Source organism: Aquirufa aurantiipilula (assembly GCF_019923745.1).
Classification (GTDB): Bacteria; Bacteroidota; Bacteroidia; order Cytophagales; family Spirosomataceae; genus Aquirufa; species Aquirufa aurantiipilula.
The window spans coordinates 30,480-44,723 of record NZ_JAANOG010000003.1 but is presented as its reverse complement, the minus strand read 5'-3'; the positions used below and the strand labels follow the sequence as shown (position 1 = coordinate 44,723).

The following is a 14,244-nucleotide window of genomic DNA, read 5'->3' as shown; positions in this document are numbered from 1 at the left end:
AGCCTCTTTGAAAATCAAAGAGGCTTTTTTTGTTTCTCATGCTTTCATCAGAAGATTATATACGCTACCAAAAACAGCTTAAAATGGCTGATTGGGGAGAATCACAACAGCTGACATTGTCTCGAGCTAAGCTCTTGGTAGTAGGTGCTGGTGGACTCGCTAGTGGGGCATTACCTTATTTGGCAGCAGCGGGTATTGGAAACATCACCATCATCGATGGAGATACGGTAGATTTATCCAATCTAGGTCGACAAGTCATTTACCAACAAGCTGATTTGGGTGAGTTTAAGGCGAAAAAGGCCGAAGCATTTCTTCAAGCCTTAAATCCGAGTATTCAAGTTCAGGGTATTGCTCAAAAATTGACAGAGGAAAATGCAGAAAATCTTATCCAAGCGGTAGACTTAGTGATTGATTGTACTGATAATTTTAAAACACGGTATTTAATTAATGATCATTGCGTTGCTATGGGTAAACCATTTATCTATGCAGCTATCCATACTTGGGAAGGTCATTTAAGTGTGTGTAACATGCGGATGGATTCGGGAAAAATGAGTCCGACATACCGTTGTTTCTTTCCCAATGAACCAGGACCTAATGAAATTCCCACTTGCGATGAAGCGGGAGTATTGGGCTTTTTGCCCGGTATCTTGGGGATTATGCAAGCCAAGGAAGCAATCTTTTGTTTGGCTGGTATGTCTTCTCCAGCTCAAGGGGCCTTAATGACTTGGGATGCCCAAGAAATGCGAAGTCACTTTTTTGCTTTAGAAAGAGATCCTTTGGCTGAGGAAAAGATATTCCCAACTACCGAAGACAGTAGTATCGTAAGAGAATTAAGTCCTGAGGAGGCATTTGCCCAATGGCAGGATGGTCAGATTGACTATGTTTTGGATGTACGTGAGGAAGACGAATGGGATTTTGCTCGCATTGAAGGGGCTATCCATATACCGATGAATGAGATTCCAGCTAAGCTAGCCATGTTGCCCAAAGGCTCCAAAGGATTAGTGCTTTGCCACCATGGCATGCGCTCTGCACATGTCATTGTATACTTACAGCAACAAGCAGGTTTCAAACATGTATTTAATTTAGCAGGGGGTATTGATGCCTGGTCTAGACGCATCAATCCTGATATTCCTCGTTATTAAGAAACGATGGTTCCGTATAAATCAAATTCCTCGGCACGGTCAATTTTAACCTGAACAAAATCACCCAAACGGGCATATTGTTCTGCAGGAATCAATACTTCATTATCGACTTCAGGAGAATCAAATTCGGTACGACCAACAAAATAACCACTCTCTTTGCGGTCAACCATCACTTTGTAGGTATTGCCAACACGAGCTTGGTTCAACTCTTCTGAAATGCCTTGTTGCAAAGCCATGATTTCGTCTGAACGTTCTTGCTTCACATCTTCGGGTACATCATCTTGAACAGAGAAAGCATGGGTGTTTTCCTCATGACTATAATTGAAAATACCCAAACGATCAAAACGCATACGTTCTACGAAGGAATAAGTTTCTTCATAATCTTCTTCTGTTTCACCGGGATAACCTGAAATCAAGGTTGTTCTCAATGCAATGTTGGGTACTGTTCCACGGATGGTTTCAATCAAAGCCTCTGTTTTTTCTCGGGTGATACCACGGCGCATACGTTTTAAAACCGCGTCAGAACCACTTTGAAGGGGCATATCTAGGTACTTGCAAATGTTCTCTCTTTCTGCCATGGTTTGCAAGATTTCTACGGGGAAACCTGCAGGGTAAGCGTATTGTAAACGGATCCATTCGATGCCATTGACATCGGAAAGGCGCTCTAATAATTCTTTTAATTTGCGTCCACTTGGGTTTCCTGCTTCTTTGAAATCCAAACCATAAAAGGTCAAATCTTGTGCAATCAGGATGAGCTCTTTGGTGCCCTTCTTAGCGAGAGAACTGGCCTCTTTTACCAATTCGTCCATGGGACGAGATACGTGGTTGCCACGCATCAAAGGAATGGCACAGAAGGAGCAAGGTCGGTCGCAACCTTCTGCGATTTTCAAATATGCATAATGTGCAGGTGTGGTCAAAAGACGTTCACCTACCAATTCATGTTTATAATCCGCCTTTAAGGCTTTCAGTAAGCGGGGTAATTCATTGGTCCCAAAGAAGGAATCCACTAAAGGGATTTCTCTTTCTAAATCATCTTTATAGCGATGAGAAAGACATCCGGTAACATAGAGCTTGTCTATTTTACCAGCTTCTTTGGCATCCGCATAGCGGAGAATGGTATCAATGGATTCTTGTTTGGCATTATCAATAAAGCCACACGTATTGATGACAACGATGTTGGCCTTATCCTTTTTTGCTTCATGGGTTACTTCCAGGCCATTTCCTTTTAATTGGGTAAATAGCACTTCCGAGTCGACCAAGTTTTTGGAACAACCTAGGGTGATAATATTGATGGAAGGTTTGGCAACAACTTTAGTTTTCATGAAGCATGATTAAATGAACATGCAATTTACGAAGAAAGAACGAAACCTCGATTTTTACCTTTTTTGTGTAATTTTTTCTTTTCGGGATACAAATTTTAGATTCTTTTTATAGTATTGCAGTTCACAAAATCTAAATGTTAATTATGAAGAAATTTATTTTAACCTGCTCTTTGATGGCCATGGGAATTGTTACTTTGGCTCAGAAAGCTAATACATTGACTAGCAAGGAGAAGAAGGAAGGTTATCAATTATTGTTTGATGGTACTACATTAAAAGGATGGCATGCTTACAATAAACCAGGTACGGTAGGAGCGTCATGGTCGGTAACGGATGGGGAGATTGGATTTGATGTGACCAAAAAAGATGGAGGGGATTTGACAACAGATCAGGAGTTTGAAAACTATGATTTTTCGGTAGATTGGAAGATTTCACCTAAAGGGAATAGCGGTATTATCTTCAATGTAACAGAAGACCCTAAATACCATAGTTCATATAATACAGGGCCAGAAATGCAGGTTTTGGATAGTGATGGACACCCTGATGGAAAGATTTTCAATCACCGAGCTGGAGATTTATACGATTTAATTCACTCATCGAAGGAGACTGCTAAGCCAGTAGGCGAGTGGAATACAGCACGTATTGTGAATAACCGTGGTTTGTTGCAATTGTACTTAAATGGCGAGAAAGTAGTGGAAACTCGTTATGACGATGAGAACTGGAAAAAGATGATTGCTGGTTCAAAATTCAAAAACATGCCAGGATTTGGTGTGAACATGAAAGGACGTATTTCTTTGCAAGACCATGGCAATCCAGTTTGGTTTAGAAATATCAAGATTAAGAAATTGTAGTTGAAATAGATTGCTTAATAGGCCTGGGAGATATCTCAGGCCTTTTTTTGTGGGTTGGATTAGAGTTTAATGATAATAATTTGAACCTGAGTGGAATTATAAATCCCTTGAGTCTATTTTCTACATAGCTAATGTCGAATAGTGGGTTGTTTATTCCATCATTGTTAATGAAGTAAAGAAAATAATTCATCATTTTATCAATTAGCAAGGTCTTTCTTTTTTTATAAAAAAAAGAAAGACCGTAGTATTCTATGATCAATCAAGTTCTTGTTGTTGAAAATTAGCCTTGACCTTGCGGTTTACACTGAAATATAGGGAGGTAAACATGTCAAATAGGGGAAGGATTATCGATCAATTGATTTTTTTAAAATCATTTAAGTTTTATTGCTCCATCGCAAGTTTTCTTTGCTTTACTTTTTCCAATTTTGGACTTTAACATATTCCATTGGGGAAGAGGATAAACCACCTAAAAACTTGCTTATTGTATATTGTGTTGCTCTTAGCAAACCTAGGTCTCCATGCTCAAAATCATGCAATTCAATTGCTTAGCTGGGCTGATAGCACAGTAGTTCCATTTGCTACTGTCATGTTTGAGAGCAAAAATTCTGGTTTTCATACGAATGAACAAGGCAGGTTTAGCTTATCCTCCAAACAGATGTTGGATACCATCAGGATTCATTCTATTGGTTTTCAAGAAATGCAGTTGATTATTCAAAAACAGGATTTGAAGGGAGAGATGAGGGTATATTTGATTCCGAAAGTATATGAATTAGCCGAGTTAAAGGTGTATTCTGGTAAAAAGCCATATACAAGTATGAAACCAATAAAAAAAACAGGTATTTTATTGCAACCAGGTGGTGTGGGAGCCCAGTGTGGGTTATTGTTGACTGATCCGAAATTGTTTTTTCGCCAGATTCAGAGTGCTCACTTTTATATCAGTAATATTGGAAATAGACATTTTCCATTTCGCATTCGGATATACTCTGTCAAACAGGGAAAACCAGAGCAAGAAATTACGCAGGAAAGTATCATTGTTCATGCCAAGCATCGAGGTTGGAATGAGTTTGATCTAAGCCAATATCATTATTTTGTGCCAGAAGGTGGCTGTTTAGTGGCGATGGAGTGGTTGAATTTTGAGGATATTTACAATAGTACAAGTAATGATAAATACGAAGCACAAGTCCTAGGTTTAGCTGATTACGGCAAAGGGTATTTGGGATTTCAAAAGACTGAATATGGTTCTTGGAATTTTAATGGGGATTATTTACCTCATTTTACTATGACCAAAATGAATATGTTTTTAAATCCCATGATCCGTTTGACGGTGAAGTAAAAAGGCTTAAAAAATCTCCCAAGCCTTTATTTGAATAATACATGAATTACTTGAAATTTGCTATTTGCCATTTTATCAATTACCAAGGCCTTTCTTTTTTTGAAAAAAAAGAAACAAAAAAACTTTTTTTTTGTCGTCCAGCAAAGGCGAATTTCGCTTCGCGAAACCGTGATTCACTCCGCTATCGCCTATATTTTTGACGCCGACGCGCAATCGCCCATGCTGAGGTCAAAACCTCGTCTACCGCTTCGTTCATCACCATTCGCTGGAGCTGAACGACGGTATTGTCTTTCATATAAATTCTACATTGAACGGTTAATCCCAACGAAAGATGGGAATGCAGCATGAGCGAAGCGGCAGGAAGGAAATGGTAAATTATAAATGGATTCTAATTTCATTCTAATCTAATAACTAACAACTAATAAGATAAAAGCTGTAATCGGACTGAAAATCGGTTCTGCGCTACAGAATTCGTCTTAGGATTAGCCGTATTTCATCCGTTTTTTTTGTTTCTTTTTTTTTGAAAAAAAAGAAAGACTATAGTATTCTATGATCAATCAAGTTCTTGTTGGAGAAAATTCCATATGACCCTTAGGAACATGTTCTTTAGCTTTTACTTATTTCAATAAAATATCAACTTTAAATTTCAAATGTCCTCCAAGTCCTTCATGGATGATTCTCATTAAGGTGGAAAGTCGGATGTCACTGGCATTATTTTCTATTCGAGAAATGTAAGTTTTGGTTGTACCACATTTAAGAGCCAATTGTTCTTGGGTCAATCCTTGTTCTTTACGGAGCTCTTGCAACATGGCCCCAAGTTTGAAAGCTTCAAATCCCTCTTCATATTCTTCACGAATGATTGTGCCTCTTTGACCGTATTGTTGGTCTAAGTGACTTTTGAATGATGTGAGATGTTTATGTTCCTTTTTCATCGAAATAATTTTTTTTAAGTCTTTCTGCTATTTCTATTTCATTTTTGGGAGTTCTCTGAGTTTTCTTTTGAAATCCATTGATTAGAATCACTAGATTTCCTTTATCGAAGAAGCTGAAAACTCTAAAAATATCAGACCCAAATTCAACCCGTATTTCATATAGTCCCGTTGTGCCGCTTACATGTTTAAAATATTTTTCAGGGACACGATCTACCGTAGAAATTAATTGTAATGTCCAGTTGAATTTTTTCTTGACCTCTGGTCTAAGTTCTGAGAAGAAGTCGAGATAATATTTTTTGTAATAAAAAACGTCCCTAATAAAAATTTTTTCTTGCATCAAAGTTAGCTAATTAGGTAACATTTTGCAATTGCAGCGTTGGAATATTTATGGCAATATTCCTTATGCTTTTGCATTATGGAATGAATGAAGACTAATGGGCAAATTTAATGAGGAGGTATAACAAGAATAAGTTAAAAACTGATAATCTATGTATTGAGCAATTGGTTTCTAAATCATAAAAAAGGCTTGAGAAATCTCCCAAGCCTTTATTTGAATCGAATTGTTGATATAAAAGAATCTTCGATTCGCTAACATCAGTTCAGATACTGCTCCTTTGTTTCCATTGATTGGGATTGTAAATCCCTTGATGTTTATACTACTTTATTTAGATTCTTTAAACGTCCTACTGTGTAAGGATTTCTGTTTTATCCATTGAATGGAAATGTCAAAAGGTGCCGTATCCTGGTCAGATACCGTATTATGCCCTAATTTTGAAAACAAGGTATATTCAAAAGGTTTGCCTTGAACTTTAAATGTATTTAATTGCTCGATGCACAACTTGACAGGAATTTGTATGTCTTTCTCCCCAAAAAGCCAAAGTCCAGGAATGGAAAGAGTATTTAGCGTAGCTTTTGGGTCTGTTGTTACAAAATGATACCTGTCCGGGTCATTTTTAATATGTTCACGAGCATCCTCTTCGGTTTGATTTTCCCAAAAGTGATTGTTTCCATTGGTATAAAATTGAAATCGGAGCTGCTCTAAGGTGCTAATGGTAGGACAACTAAATAAAACCATATATGCTATTTTGGGATCTTTGCTGGCAGCTATTGGAATTATCCATCCAGCTTGACTGAAACCAACTAATCCAATGGGCATTTTTTTACCTTTCAAATAGTTTCGAAACGTATTGACTGCTGAATTTGCATCTTGAGATAACAAATTAAGATTAGTGGTGTCAATATTATTCGTGCCAACAGATGGTCCCACATATATACCGCCAGATTCTCCAACACCTCGTTTATCATATGTTAATACGGCAATCCCTGCTTTGGTGAGCCGCTTTGCAAATTCCATTTCTCTTTTTACTGGGTCAGAACCATGAACAATGACCACGGCAGCAAATGGATTTTTAGGTAGTAAAATTGAGCCTGCAAGAGTTATTCCTTGACTTTCAAACTTGATGTCATGAATAACCAAGTTATTGGATTGAGAAAATACACTTAGAGGAAAGCTTAATAAGAATATCCCAATATAGAATTTTGAACAAAATTTGATTTTCATATGGAGGAATATTCAAAGGAAAGAAAAACTGGTATTATATGGCCTTAAAAATTTATGACAAGTGGTTTAAATCCACATTTATTGTCATTCGGCATGCCCCTACAGACCATGTTGTACAGCGGTACAATTCAACATTTACAACTCACCATCCCATTCCCTTTGTCTTCGTCCTAACTCTCAATAAATTCATGTCTGCTGTGATGAATAGGGTAGAGCCATCTTCTCCAAAAGCAACATTAGCCGTAGCACTACCTGCTTCAATTCTACCCAATAATTTACCTGCTGGACTGATAATTAATACGCCCCCTGGTCCAGTTGCCCAAAGGTTACCAGCTTTATCAATCTTAAATCCATCAGGTGCTCCGCGCCAGCCACTTTTAGCTAATTCCGCACCATCAAAAAAGATTTTACCTTCACCTAGGTTTCCATCTTTATCAACTGGAAATGCCTTCCATATTAACCCTTTCGGATCCGATTGTCCCACATATAAGATTTTCTCGTCTGGACTAAAAGCCAATCCGTTCGGACGGGTCATGTCCCTCACTTGTAAGCTTAGTTCCCCCTTTTTGTTTAATCGATAAACTCCTTGGAAAGGCAATTCTTTCGCTGGTTCATCCTTGCCGCGGCCAGGTAATCCATATGGAGGATCAGTGAAATAATAATCTCCTGAACTATGTTGAACTAAATCATTGGGACTATTCAATTTTTTCCCTTCAAATAAATGAGCTAAAGTCTTCTTTTTAGCAGGATTGTCCAAAGGCATTTCAGCAATCCTTCTGTCGCCATGCTCACAAGAAACCAAATTTCCTTTTTTGTTGATAATCAAACCATTAGCACCGGGTTCTTCCGAATACGGTACGGTTCCCGTATAGCCAGATGGTTTTAAAAACACTTCTACTTCTTTGCCTGGTGCCCATTTGTGAATGACATTTTCAGGGACATCTGAGAATAATAAGTAATTCCCTTTTTTAACCCATACTGGTCCTTCCGACCACGTATAGCCTGTTCCTAAAATTTCAATGGGTGAATTAATATCCAATAATTTGTCCAAGGAAGGATCCAATCGATGAATCTTACCAATGGTCGGATAGCTTTTTTCCTGTGCATTCATGCTAAAAAGGCTGCCTGTTAAACAGCAAAATAGGTAAAAGATGTTTTTTTTCATGGTCTTGAGAAAAAAAATGTGGGCTGTTTCGGCCCACATTTCATTGAAAAAATCAACTTATAAATTATGTTTCTTCATTTCCTTTACAGCAAAATCGGCCGCACGGGCTGTTAATGCCATATAGGTTAAGGAAGGATTTACACAAGATGCTGAAGTCATGGATGCTCCATCCGTTACGAAAACGTTTTTCACAGCATGTACTTGGTTATTACCATTCAATACCGATGTCTTTGGATCACGTCCCATACGAGCAGTTCCCATTTCGTGAATAGCCATACCTGGATATGAACCATTATCAAAGGCTCTCACGTTTTTCAAGCCAGCGCTTTCCAACATCTCACGGGCATCTTCCATGATGTCTTTACGCATTTTCTTCTCGTTTTCCTTGAATTCAGCGTCAAATACCACAACCGGTAAACCCCACTTATCTTTGGTATTGGGATCTAAATACATCTTGTTTTCATGGTAAGGTAAAGTTTCGCCAAAACCACTTAAACCCATCATCCAAGGTCCAGGTTTGGTCATGGATTCTTTGTATTCGATACCGAAGTTCAAATCACCTACACCACGGTTCCAGCCCTGGCGAGAACCACTCCCTTGGTATCCAAATCCACGTAAATAATCACGCTTATCATTTCCAATGTTACGGTAGCGAGGAATGTAGATACCATTAGCTCTACGACCGATGTAGTATTTATCTTCATCACCTTCCCAAACTCCACTCGCACCAATTTTAAAGTGGTGATCCATTAAGTTATGTCCTAATTCTCCTGAATCATTTCCGAATCCGTTCGGGAATCGGCGAGATTTAGAATTCAATAGGAGGGCAGTCGTACTGACCGTAGATCCACAAACAAAAATGATTTTCGCATAATACTCACGCACATCTTTGGTGACTGTATCAATCACACGTACTCCTTTGGCTTTTTGTTTTTGATCATCGTAAAGAATCTCCGATACCAAAGAATCAGGACGAAGAGTCATTAAACCAGTTTTGGCTGCTGGAGGCAAAGTACATGATTGCGAACTGAAATAGGCACCATAAGGACAGCCTAAACGACACTTATTGCGGTATTGACAAGCACTACGTCCAATACCCAATTGCGCTTGTTTCGCTTCTGATAAGTTTGCCACACGACCAATCGTCATGTTACGTCCAGGGAAGTTTTTCTCAATACGCTTTCTCACTTCTTTTTCTACGCAATACATGTCCATCGGCTTTAAGAATTCCGAATCAGGCAATTGTGGTAGACCTAATGCTTCTCCAGAAATACCAACGTGTTTTTCTACGTAAGAATACCAAGGTGCGATGTCTTTGTAACGAATAGGCCAATCCACTGCAATGCCATCTTTTAAGTTGGCCTCAAAATCGATATCACTTAAACGATAAGTCTGGCGTCCCCACATGATGGATTTTCCACCCACGATATTCGGACGGAACCAGTCGAAACGCTTTTCTTCTTTGTACATGGAGTCAGAATCATTGAACCAATATGTTTCCGTCATCTCATTGTAGGGATAATCACGCGCTAATTTCGGGTGAGTAGCCTTTTGCTCATTGGTTAATAATCCATTGTATTTAAAGTCCCAAGGATCTTTGTAGCTTGGAGTATATCCAGTCACGTGCTCCATCTGACGACCGCGGTCTAGGACTAATACACGCAATCCTTTCTCAGTTAATTCCTTGGCAGCATATCCGCCTGATACCCCTGATCCTACGATAATGGCATCGTAGGTTTGATTTTTTATTGAATCTATATTTAAGTTCATTGTTATTCTAGTCTTGACATGAAAATTAAAGAGCCCAGGTTTTTTGTCCTGGTGCTAAGGGCATACAGCCATCGAATTTACCTGGTATTGGAAGGTATTCCAATGCCTTAGTAGCCCCAATTTCAGAAGTAAAATAACCTGTAGTGGTTAATTCTTTCATCATGAAAAAGAAGGGTGTAGGAGCTTTTTTGCCACGGTTAGCAGTTCTTTCGGCATCAGATTCCAGCATGATACCCGTTAAAGCTTCTTTCTTTTCTACGGCATTTGCTTGTGCAAAAGATTTGCCTGTTTTGGCTTGACAATTTGCTTCTAATTTCGCTAATCCTGCATAAAAATGTTCTTGATCTTCTTTAGGATAGCAATCGCGTACTACACGTACAATGAATTTTTCTACGCCAGCTGCTTTAGCTCCAGGAGTTCCACTTGTTGGGATAATGACATCGGCCACTTCAGCTAATAATGACTCTTGTTCAGCCGTCACATGGACAAAAGCTCCATGGTTTAACTTTTCTCCACGCAGTCCAGCCATGGCAGGGGCAGAAACAACACCACCCATTAACATGACCACACGCTGTACAGCTTCTCTACGGTTAATGTTCATATTCAAATTATTTTATAAGGATTCAAGGTTAATGCATTGAAATAATTCAATTTTTTCCATACGGATTTCAAATATATACAATTATAGCAAAAATACTAGTGGGTCTTGGAGGTCATTTCTAAAAAAAATATTGCGTAAATTGTGCGTATAATTCAAGTATATGCCCATTTTAGCTGCTGATTTGGTACGTCAAGTAAAGTCAGCCATTCAGCCTTTATATCCAACTCAAGAAGTAGAAGCCATCGCCTATTTATTGGTGGAAATGAGTACGGGTGCTACACGCATGGATTGCCATTTGAATAAAGAAGTTGAAAAGCCCAATGATTGGGAACAAATGCTGTCCAGATTGGCAGAACATGAACCCTGGCAATATGTGTTGGGTAAAGCCTGGTTTCGAGACCGTATTTTTGAATTAAATCCACATACGTTGATTCCAAGACCTGAAACGGAAGAATTGGTGGATTTAGTTTTGGAAAAAATACCTCATAAAAATACCCCTTATAGCATTTTAGATGTAGGTACAGGCTCGGGCTGCATAGCTATTTCCATTGCCCTGGAAGCTCCTAATACACAAGTTTCTGCTTGGGAAATTTCGCATGATGCACAAAAACAGGCAATGCAGAATGCAAAATCTCTTGGTGCCAAGGTCTCTATTGAATGGCAAGATGTATTTGAATGGTCTACTCGAAGTGATACTGAAATGTGGGATATGATTGTTTCTAATCCACCTTATGTGCTGTTTCAAGAAGCATCTCAGATGGAAAAACATGTAACAGACTTTGAGCCAGGTTTGGCATTATTCGTCCCAGATTCCAATCCTTTGATTTTTTATCAGGTACTCGAAAATATGGCATCCAAGCATTTACGCAAGGATGGTTGGATTTTATTAGAGATTAACCAGTCACTTGGTCAGGAAACAAAAGCTCTTTTTTTAACTACTCGCTGGAGAAATATAGAATTGAGGCAAGATTTTCATGGAAAAGACCGTTTTGTATTGGCTCAGAAAGACATTTAAATAAGGATTTATACATTTGTCAGGTAAATGGAACATTTATCCTTGAAAAAGCATTTTAATGGAAATTTGCAAAGGACAGATGTTAATTTGTATACCTTTGCAGAGCAAAAAATTTAAAACAATATCAACAATGAACAGAAAACTTTGGATTGCTTTGGGCGTCATTGCTCTTGTGATTTTTTGGGGAGTCGGAGTGCGTAATGGATTGGCTACTAGTGACCAAGAAGTAAAAGGGTCATGGGCCAATGTACAATCAGCCTATCAGCGTCGTGCTGATTTGATTCCTAACTTAGTTAAAACCGTACAAGGAGTTGCCAATTTTGAGAAATCAACATTGACAGACGTGATTCAAGCACGTGCAAGTGCTACCCAGATGAAATTGGATGCGAAGGATTTAAGTCCTGAAAATATGCAGAAATACCAAGCTGCTCAATCTTCTTTGGGTGGAGCATTGTCTCGTTTGATGGTAGTGGCTGAAAATTATCCACAGTTGAAAGCAACAGAGAATTTCTCTGAACTGCAAGCTCAATTAGAAGGAACAGAAAACCGTATCAAGGAAGAAAGAGATCGTTTCAATGAATCGGTTAAATCTTACAATAGTAAAGTGGTTACTTTTCCCAATAATTTAATTGCTTCATTCTCTGGATTTGCAGAAAAAGGATTTTTTGAAGCAGAAGCTGGTGCAGCAAAAGCCCCAGAAGTTAATTTTGACGAGAAGAAATAAGGATGCACATTAGCCAGGAACAGCAAGCTGAAATTTTACAAGCAATCAAAGAAGCTGAATTAGGAACTTCTGGTGAAATTCGTGTGCATATAGAAAGTCATTGTGAAGGGCACCCGATTGAAAGATCGAAGGTGCTCTTTTTTCAATTAGGGATGAACCAAACGGATTTGCAAAATGGTGTATTGGTTTATCTAGCCATCAAAGATCGTAAATATGCCATCATTGGGGATAAGGGGATTGATGCCCACGTTTCTCCAGAATTTTGGGAGACAATACGAGATGAAATGAGGCCATATTTGGCAAAGAATGAAATAGGAGCAGGATTGGCATGGGGTGTTCGCCGAATAGGCGAAGTATTGACTATGTATTTTCCTTACCAAAAAGACGATATCAATGAGCTCACGGATGAGTTGTCCTTTGGGGCTTAAAATAATACGCATATTCTTGTTGGGCATGGCTTTAATTAGCCTGTCTGTCCCTGTGCTTATGGCTCAATCTGGTATACCAGAAAAACCCAATGGCTATGTGGTTGATTTGTCCAATAAATTAAGTCCGGAAGAGAAACAAAACTTAGAACAGAAGTTGAGAGGATATGCAGATAGCACCTCTACTCAATTGGAAATAGTCATTGTACCTACAACGGGCAATACTGATCCCTATGATTATGCGATGGAAATTGGTAAATCTTGGGGAGTTGGTCAAAAGGGTAAAAACAATGGTTTAGTATTACTCATTACTTCTGAAACGAGAAAAATCCGAATTGTTACGGGCAGGGGCTTAGAATCGGTGTTGCCAGATGCGATCTGTAAACGTATCATCAATCGGATTTTAAAACCCGCTTTAAAGCAGGGAGATTATTTCGGGGGTATCGATGCAGCTACAACTGAAATGATGCAGCGCGCAAGTGGTACTTTTCAATCGGAAGGAGGGGGAGAAAAACAAGATGGAATACCTTTGGTATTTATCATTTTGCTAGTCTTTGTCATCATCACCATTATCCGAGCCATCAAAAATAGAGGTGGTGGTTCCGGTCCTGGCTCAACTGGCGGCGGTATGTTTTTTCCACCCATCTTCATGGGAGGAGGCAATTCCGGAAGAGGCTTTGGTGGAAATGGTGGCGGAGGCGGATTTGATTTTGGTGGATTTGGTGGAGGAGATTTTGGTGGCGGTGGAGCAGGAGGAGATTTTTAATTGATTATAATAACATGGTACAGCAATTAATTCAAAATTCATTAGCAGAATCACAGTCGGTACTAGACCGATTTGTAAATAATCCCAAGCAAATACAGGCTATTGAAGATGCGGCTCAAGTTTTGGTTGACGCATTAAAAAATGGCCATAAAATTATTTCTTGTGGAAACGGTGGCAGTCATTGTGACGCCATGCATTTTGCCGAAGAGCTTTCAGGTCGTTATCGGGAGAATCGTCCGGCTTTAGCAGCAATGGCTATTTCAGACCCATCTCACATTACTTGTGTGAGCAATGATTTTGGCTATAATTACGTTTTCTCTCGGTTTATAGAAGGATTAGGTCAAGAGGGGGATGTTTTGGTAGGTATTTCAACGAGTGGCAATTCAGCAAGCATCATTGAGGCTGTGCAAGCCGCTAAGCAAAAAGGAATGAAGGTGATCCTATTGACTGGGAAAGACGGAGGTAAATTAGCTAATTTAGGAGATGCCGAAATACGTGTAGAACATGAAGGATTTGCGGATCGTATTCAGGAAATTCACATTAAAGTGATTCATATTATGATTCAATTGGTAGAATACCATATTTTCGGTCGACAATAGTAATCAAGCATTATCTGAAGCCTTTGATGTCAAGATCTAGG

15 protein-coding genes are annotated in these 14,244 nt (G+C 38.9%); 8 read left to right on the top strand and 7 right to left on the bottom strand.

Going from position 1 to position 14,244, the window contains the following annotated elements:
* Window positions 1-38 precede the first annotated feature (38 nt).
* Complete coding sequence (locus G9H60_RS03880) at window positions 39-1,142, top strand: HesA/MoeB/ThiF family protein (RefSeq protein WP_223142802.1); 1,104 nt, start codon at window positions 39-41, stop codon at window positions 1,140-1,142.
* On the opposite strand, the gene rimO is transcribed toward G9H60_RS03880, so the two are convergent.
* Window positions 1,139-2,464, bottom strand: a complete 1,326-nt coding sequence (gene rimO, locus G9H60_RS03875; protein WP_223142801.1) for a 30S ribosomal protein S12 methylthiotransferase RimO — start codon at window positions 2,462-2,464, stop codon at window positions 1,139-1,141. The genes G9H60_RS03880 and rimO overlap by 4 nt on opposite strands.
* Window positions 2,465-2,607: 143 nt before the next feature.
* Here rimO and G9H60_RS03870 point away from each other — a divergent pair, with 143 nt between their 5' ends.
* Both G9H60_RS03870 and G9H60_RS03865 read left to right on the top strand, forming a co-directional pair.
* Window positions 2,608-3,312, top strand: a complete 705-nt coding sequence (locus G9H60_RS03870) for a 3-keto-disaccharide hydrolase (RefSeq protein WP_262899939.1) — start codon at window positions 2,608-2,610, stop codon at window positions 3,310-3,312.
* Between the two features lie 490 nt (window positions 3,313-3,802).
* The gene (locus G9H60_RS03865) at window positions 3,803-4,645 is read left to right on the top strand and encodes a carboxypeptidase-like regulatory domain-containing protein (RefSeq protein ID WP_317197218.1); all 843 of its coding nucleotides are present in this window, start codon (window positions 3,803-3,805) and stop codon (window positions 4,643-4,645) included.
* 617 nt (window positions 4,646-5,262) lie between these two features.
* On the opposite strand, the gene G9H60_RS03860 is transcribed toward G9H60_RS03865, so the two are convergent.
* The 6 genes from G9H60_RS03860 to G9H60_RS03835 form a co-directional block, all read right to left on the bottom strand.
* Window positions 5,263-5,577 (bottom strand): helix-turn-helix domain-containing protein, encoded by a 315-nt coding sequence (locus G9H60_RS03860; RefSeq protein WP_223142798.1) that lies wholly within the window; start codon window positions 5,575-5,577, stop codon window positions 5,263-5,265.
* Entirely contained in the window at window positions 5,561-5,914 is a 354-nt protein-coding gene (locus G9H60_RS03855) for a type II toxin-antitoxin system RelE/ParE family toxin (RefSeq protein WP_223143042.1), read from the bottom strand. Before G9H60_RS03855 ends, G9H60_RS03860 begins: the two co-directional genes overlap by 17 nt.
* A gap of 324 nt (window positions 5,915-6,238) precedes the next feature.
* Window positions 6,239-7,138 (bottom strand): alpha/beta hydrolase family protein, encoded by a 900-nt coding sequence (locus tag G9H60_RS03850; RefSeq protein WP_223142797.1) that lies wholly within the window; start codon window positions 7,136-7,138, stop codon window positions 6,239-6,241.
* Between the two features lie 142 nt (window positions 7,139-7,280).
* Window positions 7,281-8,303 carry an SMP-30/gluconolactonase/LRE family protein gene (locus G9H60_RS03845; RefSeq protein WP_223142796.1) on the bottom strand — a complete coding sequence of 341 codons (1,023 nt, stop codon included), beginning with the start codon at window positions 8,301-8,303 and terminating at the stop codon, window positions 7,281-7,283.
* 57 nt (window positions 8,304-8,360) lie between these two features.
* Window positions 8,361-10,073, bottom strand: a complete 1,713-nt coding sequence (locus tag G9H60_RS03840; protein WP_223142795.1) for a GMC oxidoreductase — start codon at window positions 10,071-10,073, stop codon at window positions 8,361-8,363.
* A gap of 25 nt (window positions 10,074-10,098) precedes the next feature.
* Window positions 10,099-10,668, bottom strand: coding sequence for a gluconate 2-dehydrogenase subunit 3 family protein (locus tag G9H60_RS03835; protein ID WP_223143041.1), 570 nt, complete (start codon window positions 10,666-10,668; stop codon window positions 10,099-10,101).
* Window positions 10,669-10,834: 166 nt separating this feature from the next.
* Here G9H60_RS03835 and prmC point away from each other — a divergent pair, with 166 nt between their 5' ends.
* The 5 genes from prmC (at window position 10,835) to lpcA (ending at window position 14,203) form a co-directional block, all read left to right on the top strand.
* Entirely contained in the window at window positions 10,835-11,689 is an 855-nt protein-coding gene (prmC, locus tag G9H60_RS03830) for a peptide chain release factor N(5)-glutamine methyltransferase (protein WP_223142794.1), read from the top strand.
* A 130-nt stretch (window positions 11,690-11,819) separates the two neighbouring features.
* On the top strand, window positions 11,820-12,413 hold the full coding sequence (locus G9H60_RS03825) for a LemA family protein (protein ID WP_223142793.1): 594 nt from the start codon (window positions 11,820-11,822) through the stop codon (window positions 12,411-12,413).
* A 2-nt stretch (window positions 12,414-12,415) separates the two neighbouring features.
* Window positions 12,416-12,841 carry a TPM domain-containing protein gene (locus G9H60_RS03820; RefSeq protein ID WP_109322225.1) on the top strand — a complete coding sequence of 142 codons (426 nt, stop codon included), beginning with the start codon at window positions 12,416-12,418 and terminating at the stop codon, window positions 12,839-12,841.
* A gap of 25 nt (window positions 12,842-12,866) precedes the next feature.
* A complete protein-coding gene (locus tag G9H60_RS03815; RefSeq protein ID WP_262899937.1) occupies window positions 12,867-13,604 on the top strand; it encodes a TPM domain-containing protein in 738 nt (245 codons plus the stop codon).
* Between the two features lie 14 nt (window positions 13,605-13,618).
* The gene (lpcA, locus tag G9H60_RS03810; RefSeq protein WP_223142792.1) at window positions 13,619-14,203 is read left to right on the top strand and encodes a D-sedoheptulose 7-phosphate isomerase; all 585 of its coding nucleotides are present in this window, start codon (window positions 13,619-13,621) and stop codon (window positions 14,201-14,203) included.
* Window positions 14,204-14,244: the final 41 nt, after the last annotated feature.

Bases quoted from the DNA above. Each gene is read 5' to 3' on its own strand.
- G9H60_RS03880 (WP_223142802.1), top strand. From the start codon at position 39: ATGCTTTCATCAGAAGATTATATACGCTACCAAAAACAGCTTAAAATG.
- rimO (WP_223142801.1), bottom strand. From the start codon at position 2,464: ATGAAAACTAAAGTTGTTGCCAAACCTTCCATCAATATTATCACCCTA.
- G9H60_RS03870 (WP_262899939.1), top strand. From the start codon at position 2,608: ATGAAGAAATTTATTTTAACCTGCTCTTTGATGGCCATGGGAATTGTT.
- G9H60_RS03860 (WP_223142798.1), bottom strand. From the start codon at position 5,577: ATGAAAAAGGAACATAAACATCTCACATCATTCAAAAGTCACTTAGAC.
- G9H60_RS03855 (WP_223143042.1), bottom strand. From the start codon at position 5,914: ATGCAAGAAAAAATTTTTATTAGGGACGTTTTTTATTACAAAAAATAT.
- G9H60_RS03850 (WP_223142797.1), bottom strand. From the start codon at position 7,138: ATGAAAATCAAATTTTGTTCAAAATTCTATATTGGGATATTCTTATTA.
- G9H60_RS03845 (WP_223142796.1), bottom strand. From the start codon at position 8,303: ATGAAAAAAAACATCTTTTACCTATTTTGCTGTTTAACAGGCAGCCTT.
- G9H60_RS03840 (WP_223142795.1), bottom strand. From the start codon at position 10,073: ATGAACTTAAATATAGATTCAATAAAAAATCAAACCTACGATGCCATT.
- prmC (WP_223142794.1), top strand. From the start codon at position 10,835: ATGCCCATTTTAGCTGCTGATTTGGTACGTCAAGTAAAGTCAGCCATT.
- G9H60_RS03825 (WP_223142793.1), top strand. From the start codon at position 11,820: ATGAACAGAAAACTTTGGATTGCTTTGGGCGTCATTGCTCTTGTGATT.
- G9H60_RS03820 (WP_109322225.1), top strand. From the start codon at position 12,416: ATGCACATTAGCCAGGAACAGCAAGCTGAAATTTTACAAGCAATCAAA.
- G9H60_RS03815 (WP_262899937.1), top strand. From the start codon at position 12,867: ATGGCTTTAATTAGCCTGTCTGTCCCTGTGCTTATGGCTCAATCTGGT.
- lpcA (WP_223142792.1), top strand. From the start codon at position 13,619: ATGGTACAGCAATTAATTCAAAATTCATTAGCAGAATCACAGTCGGTA.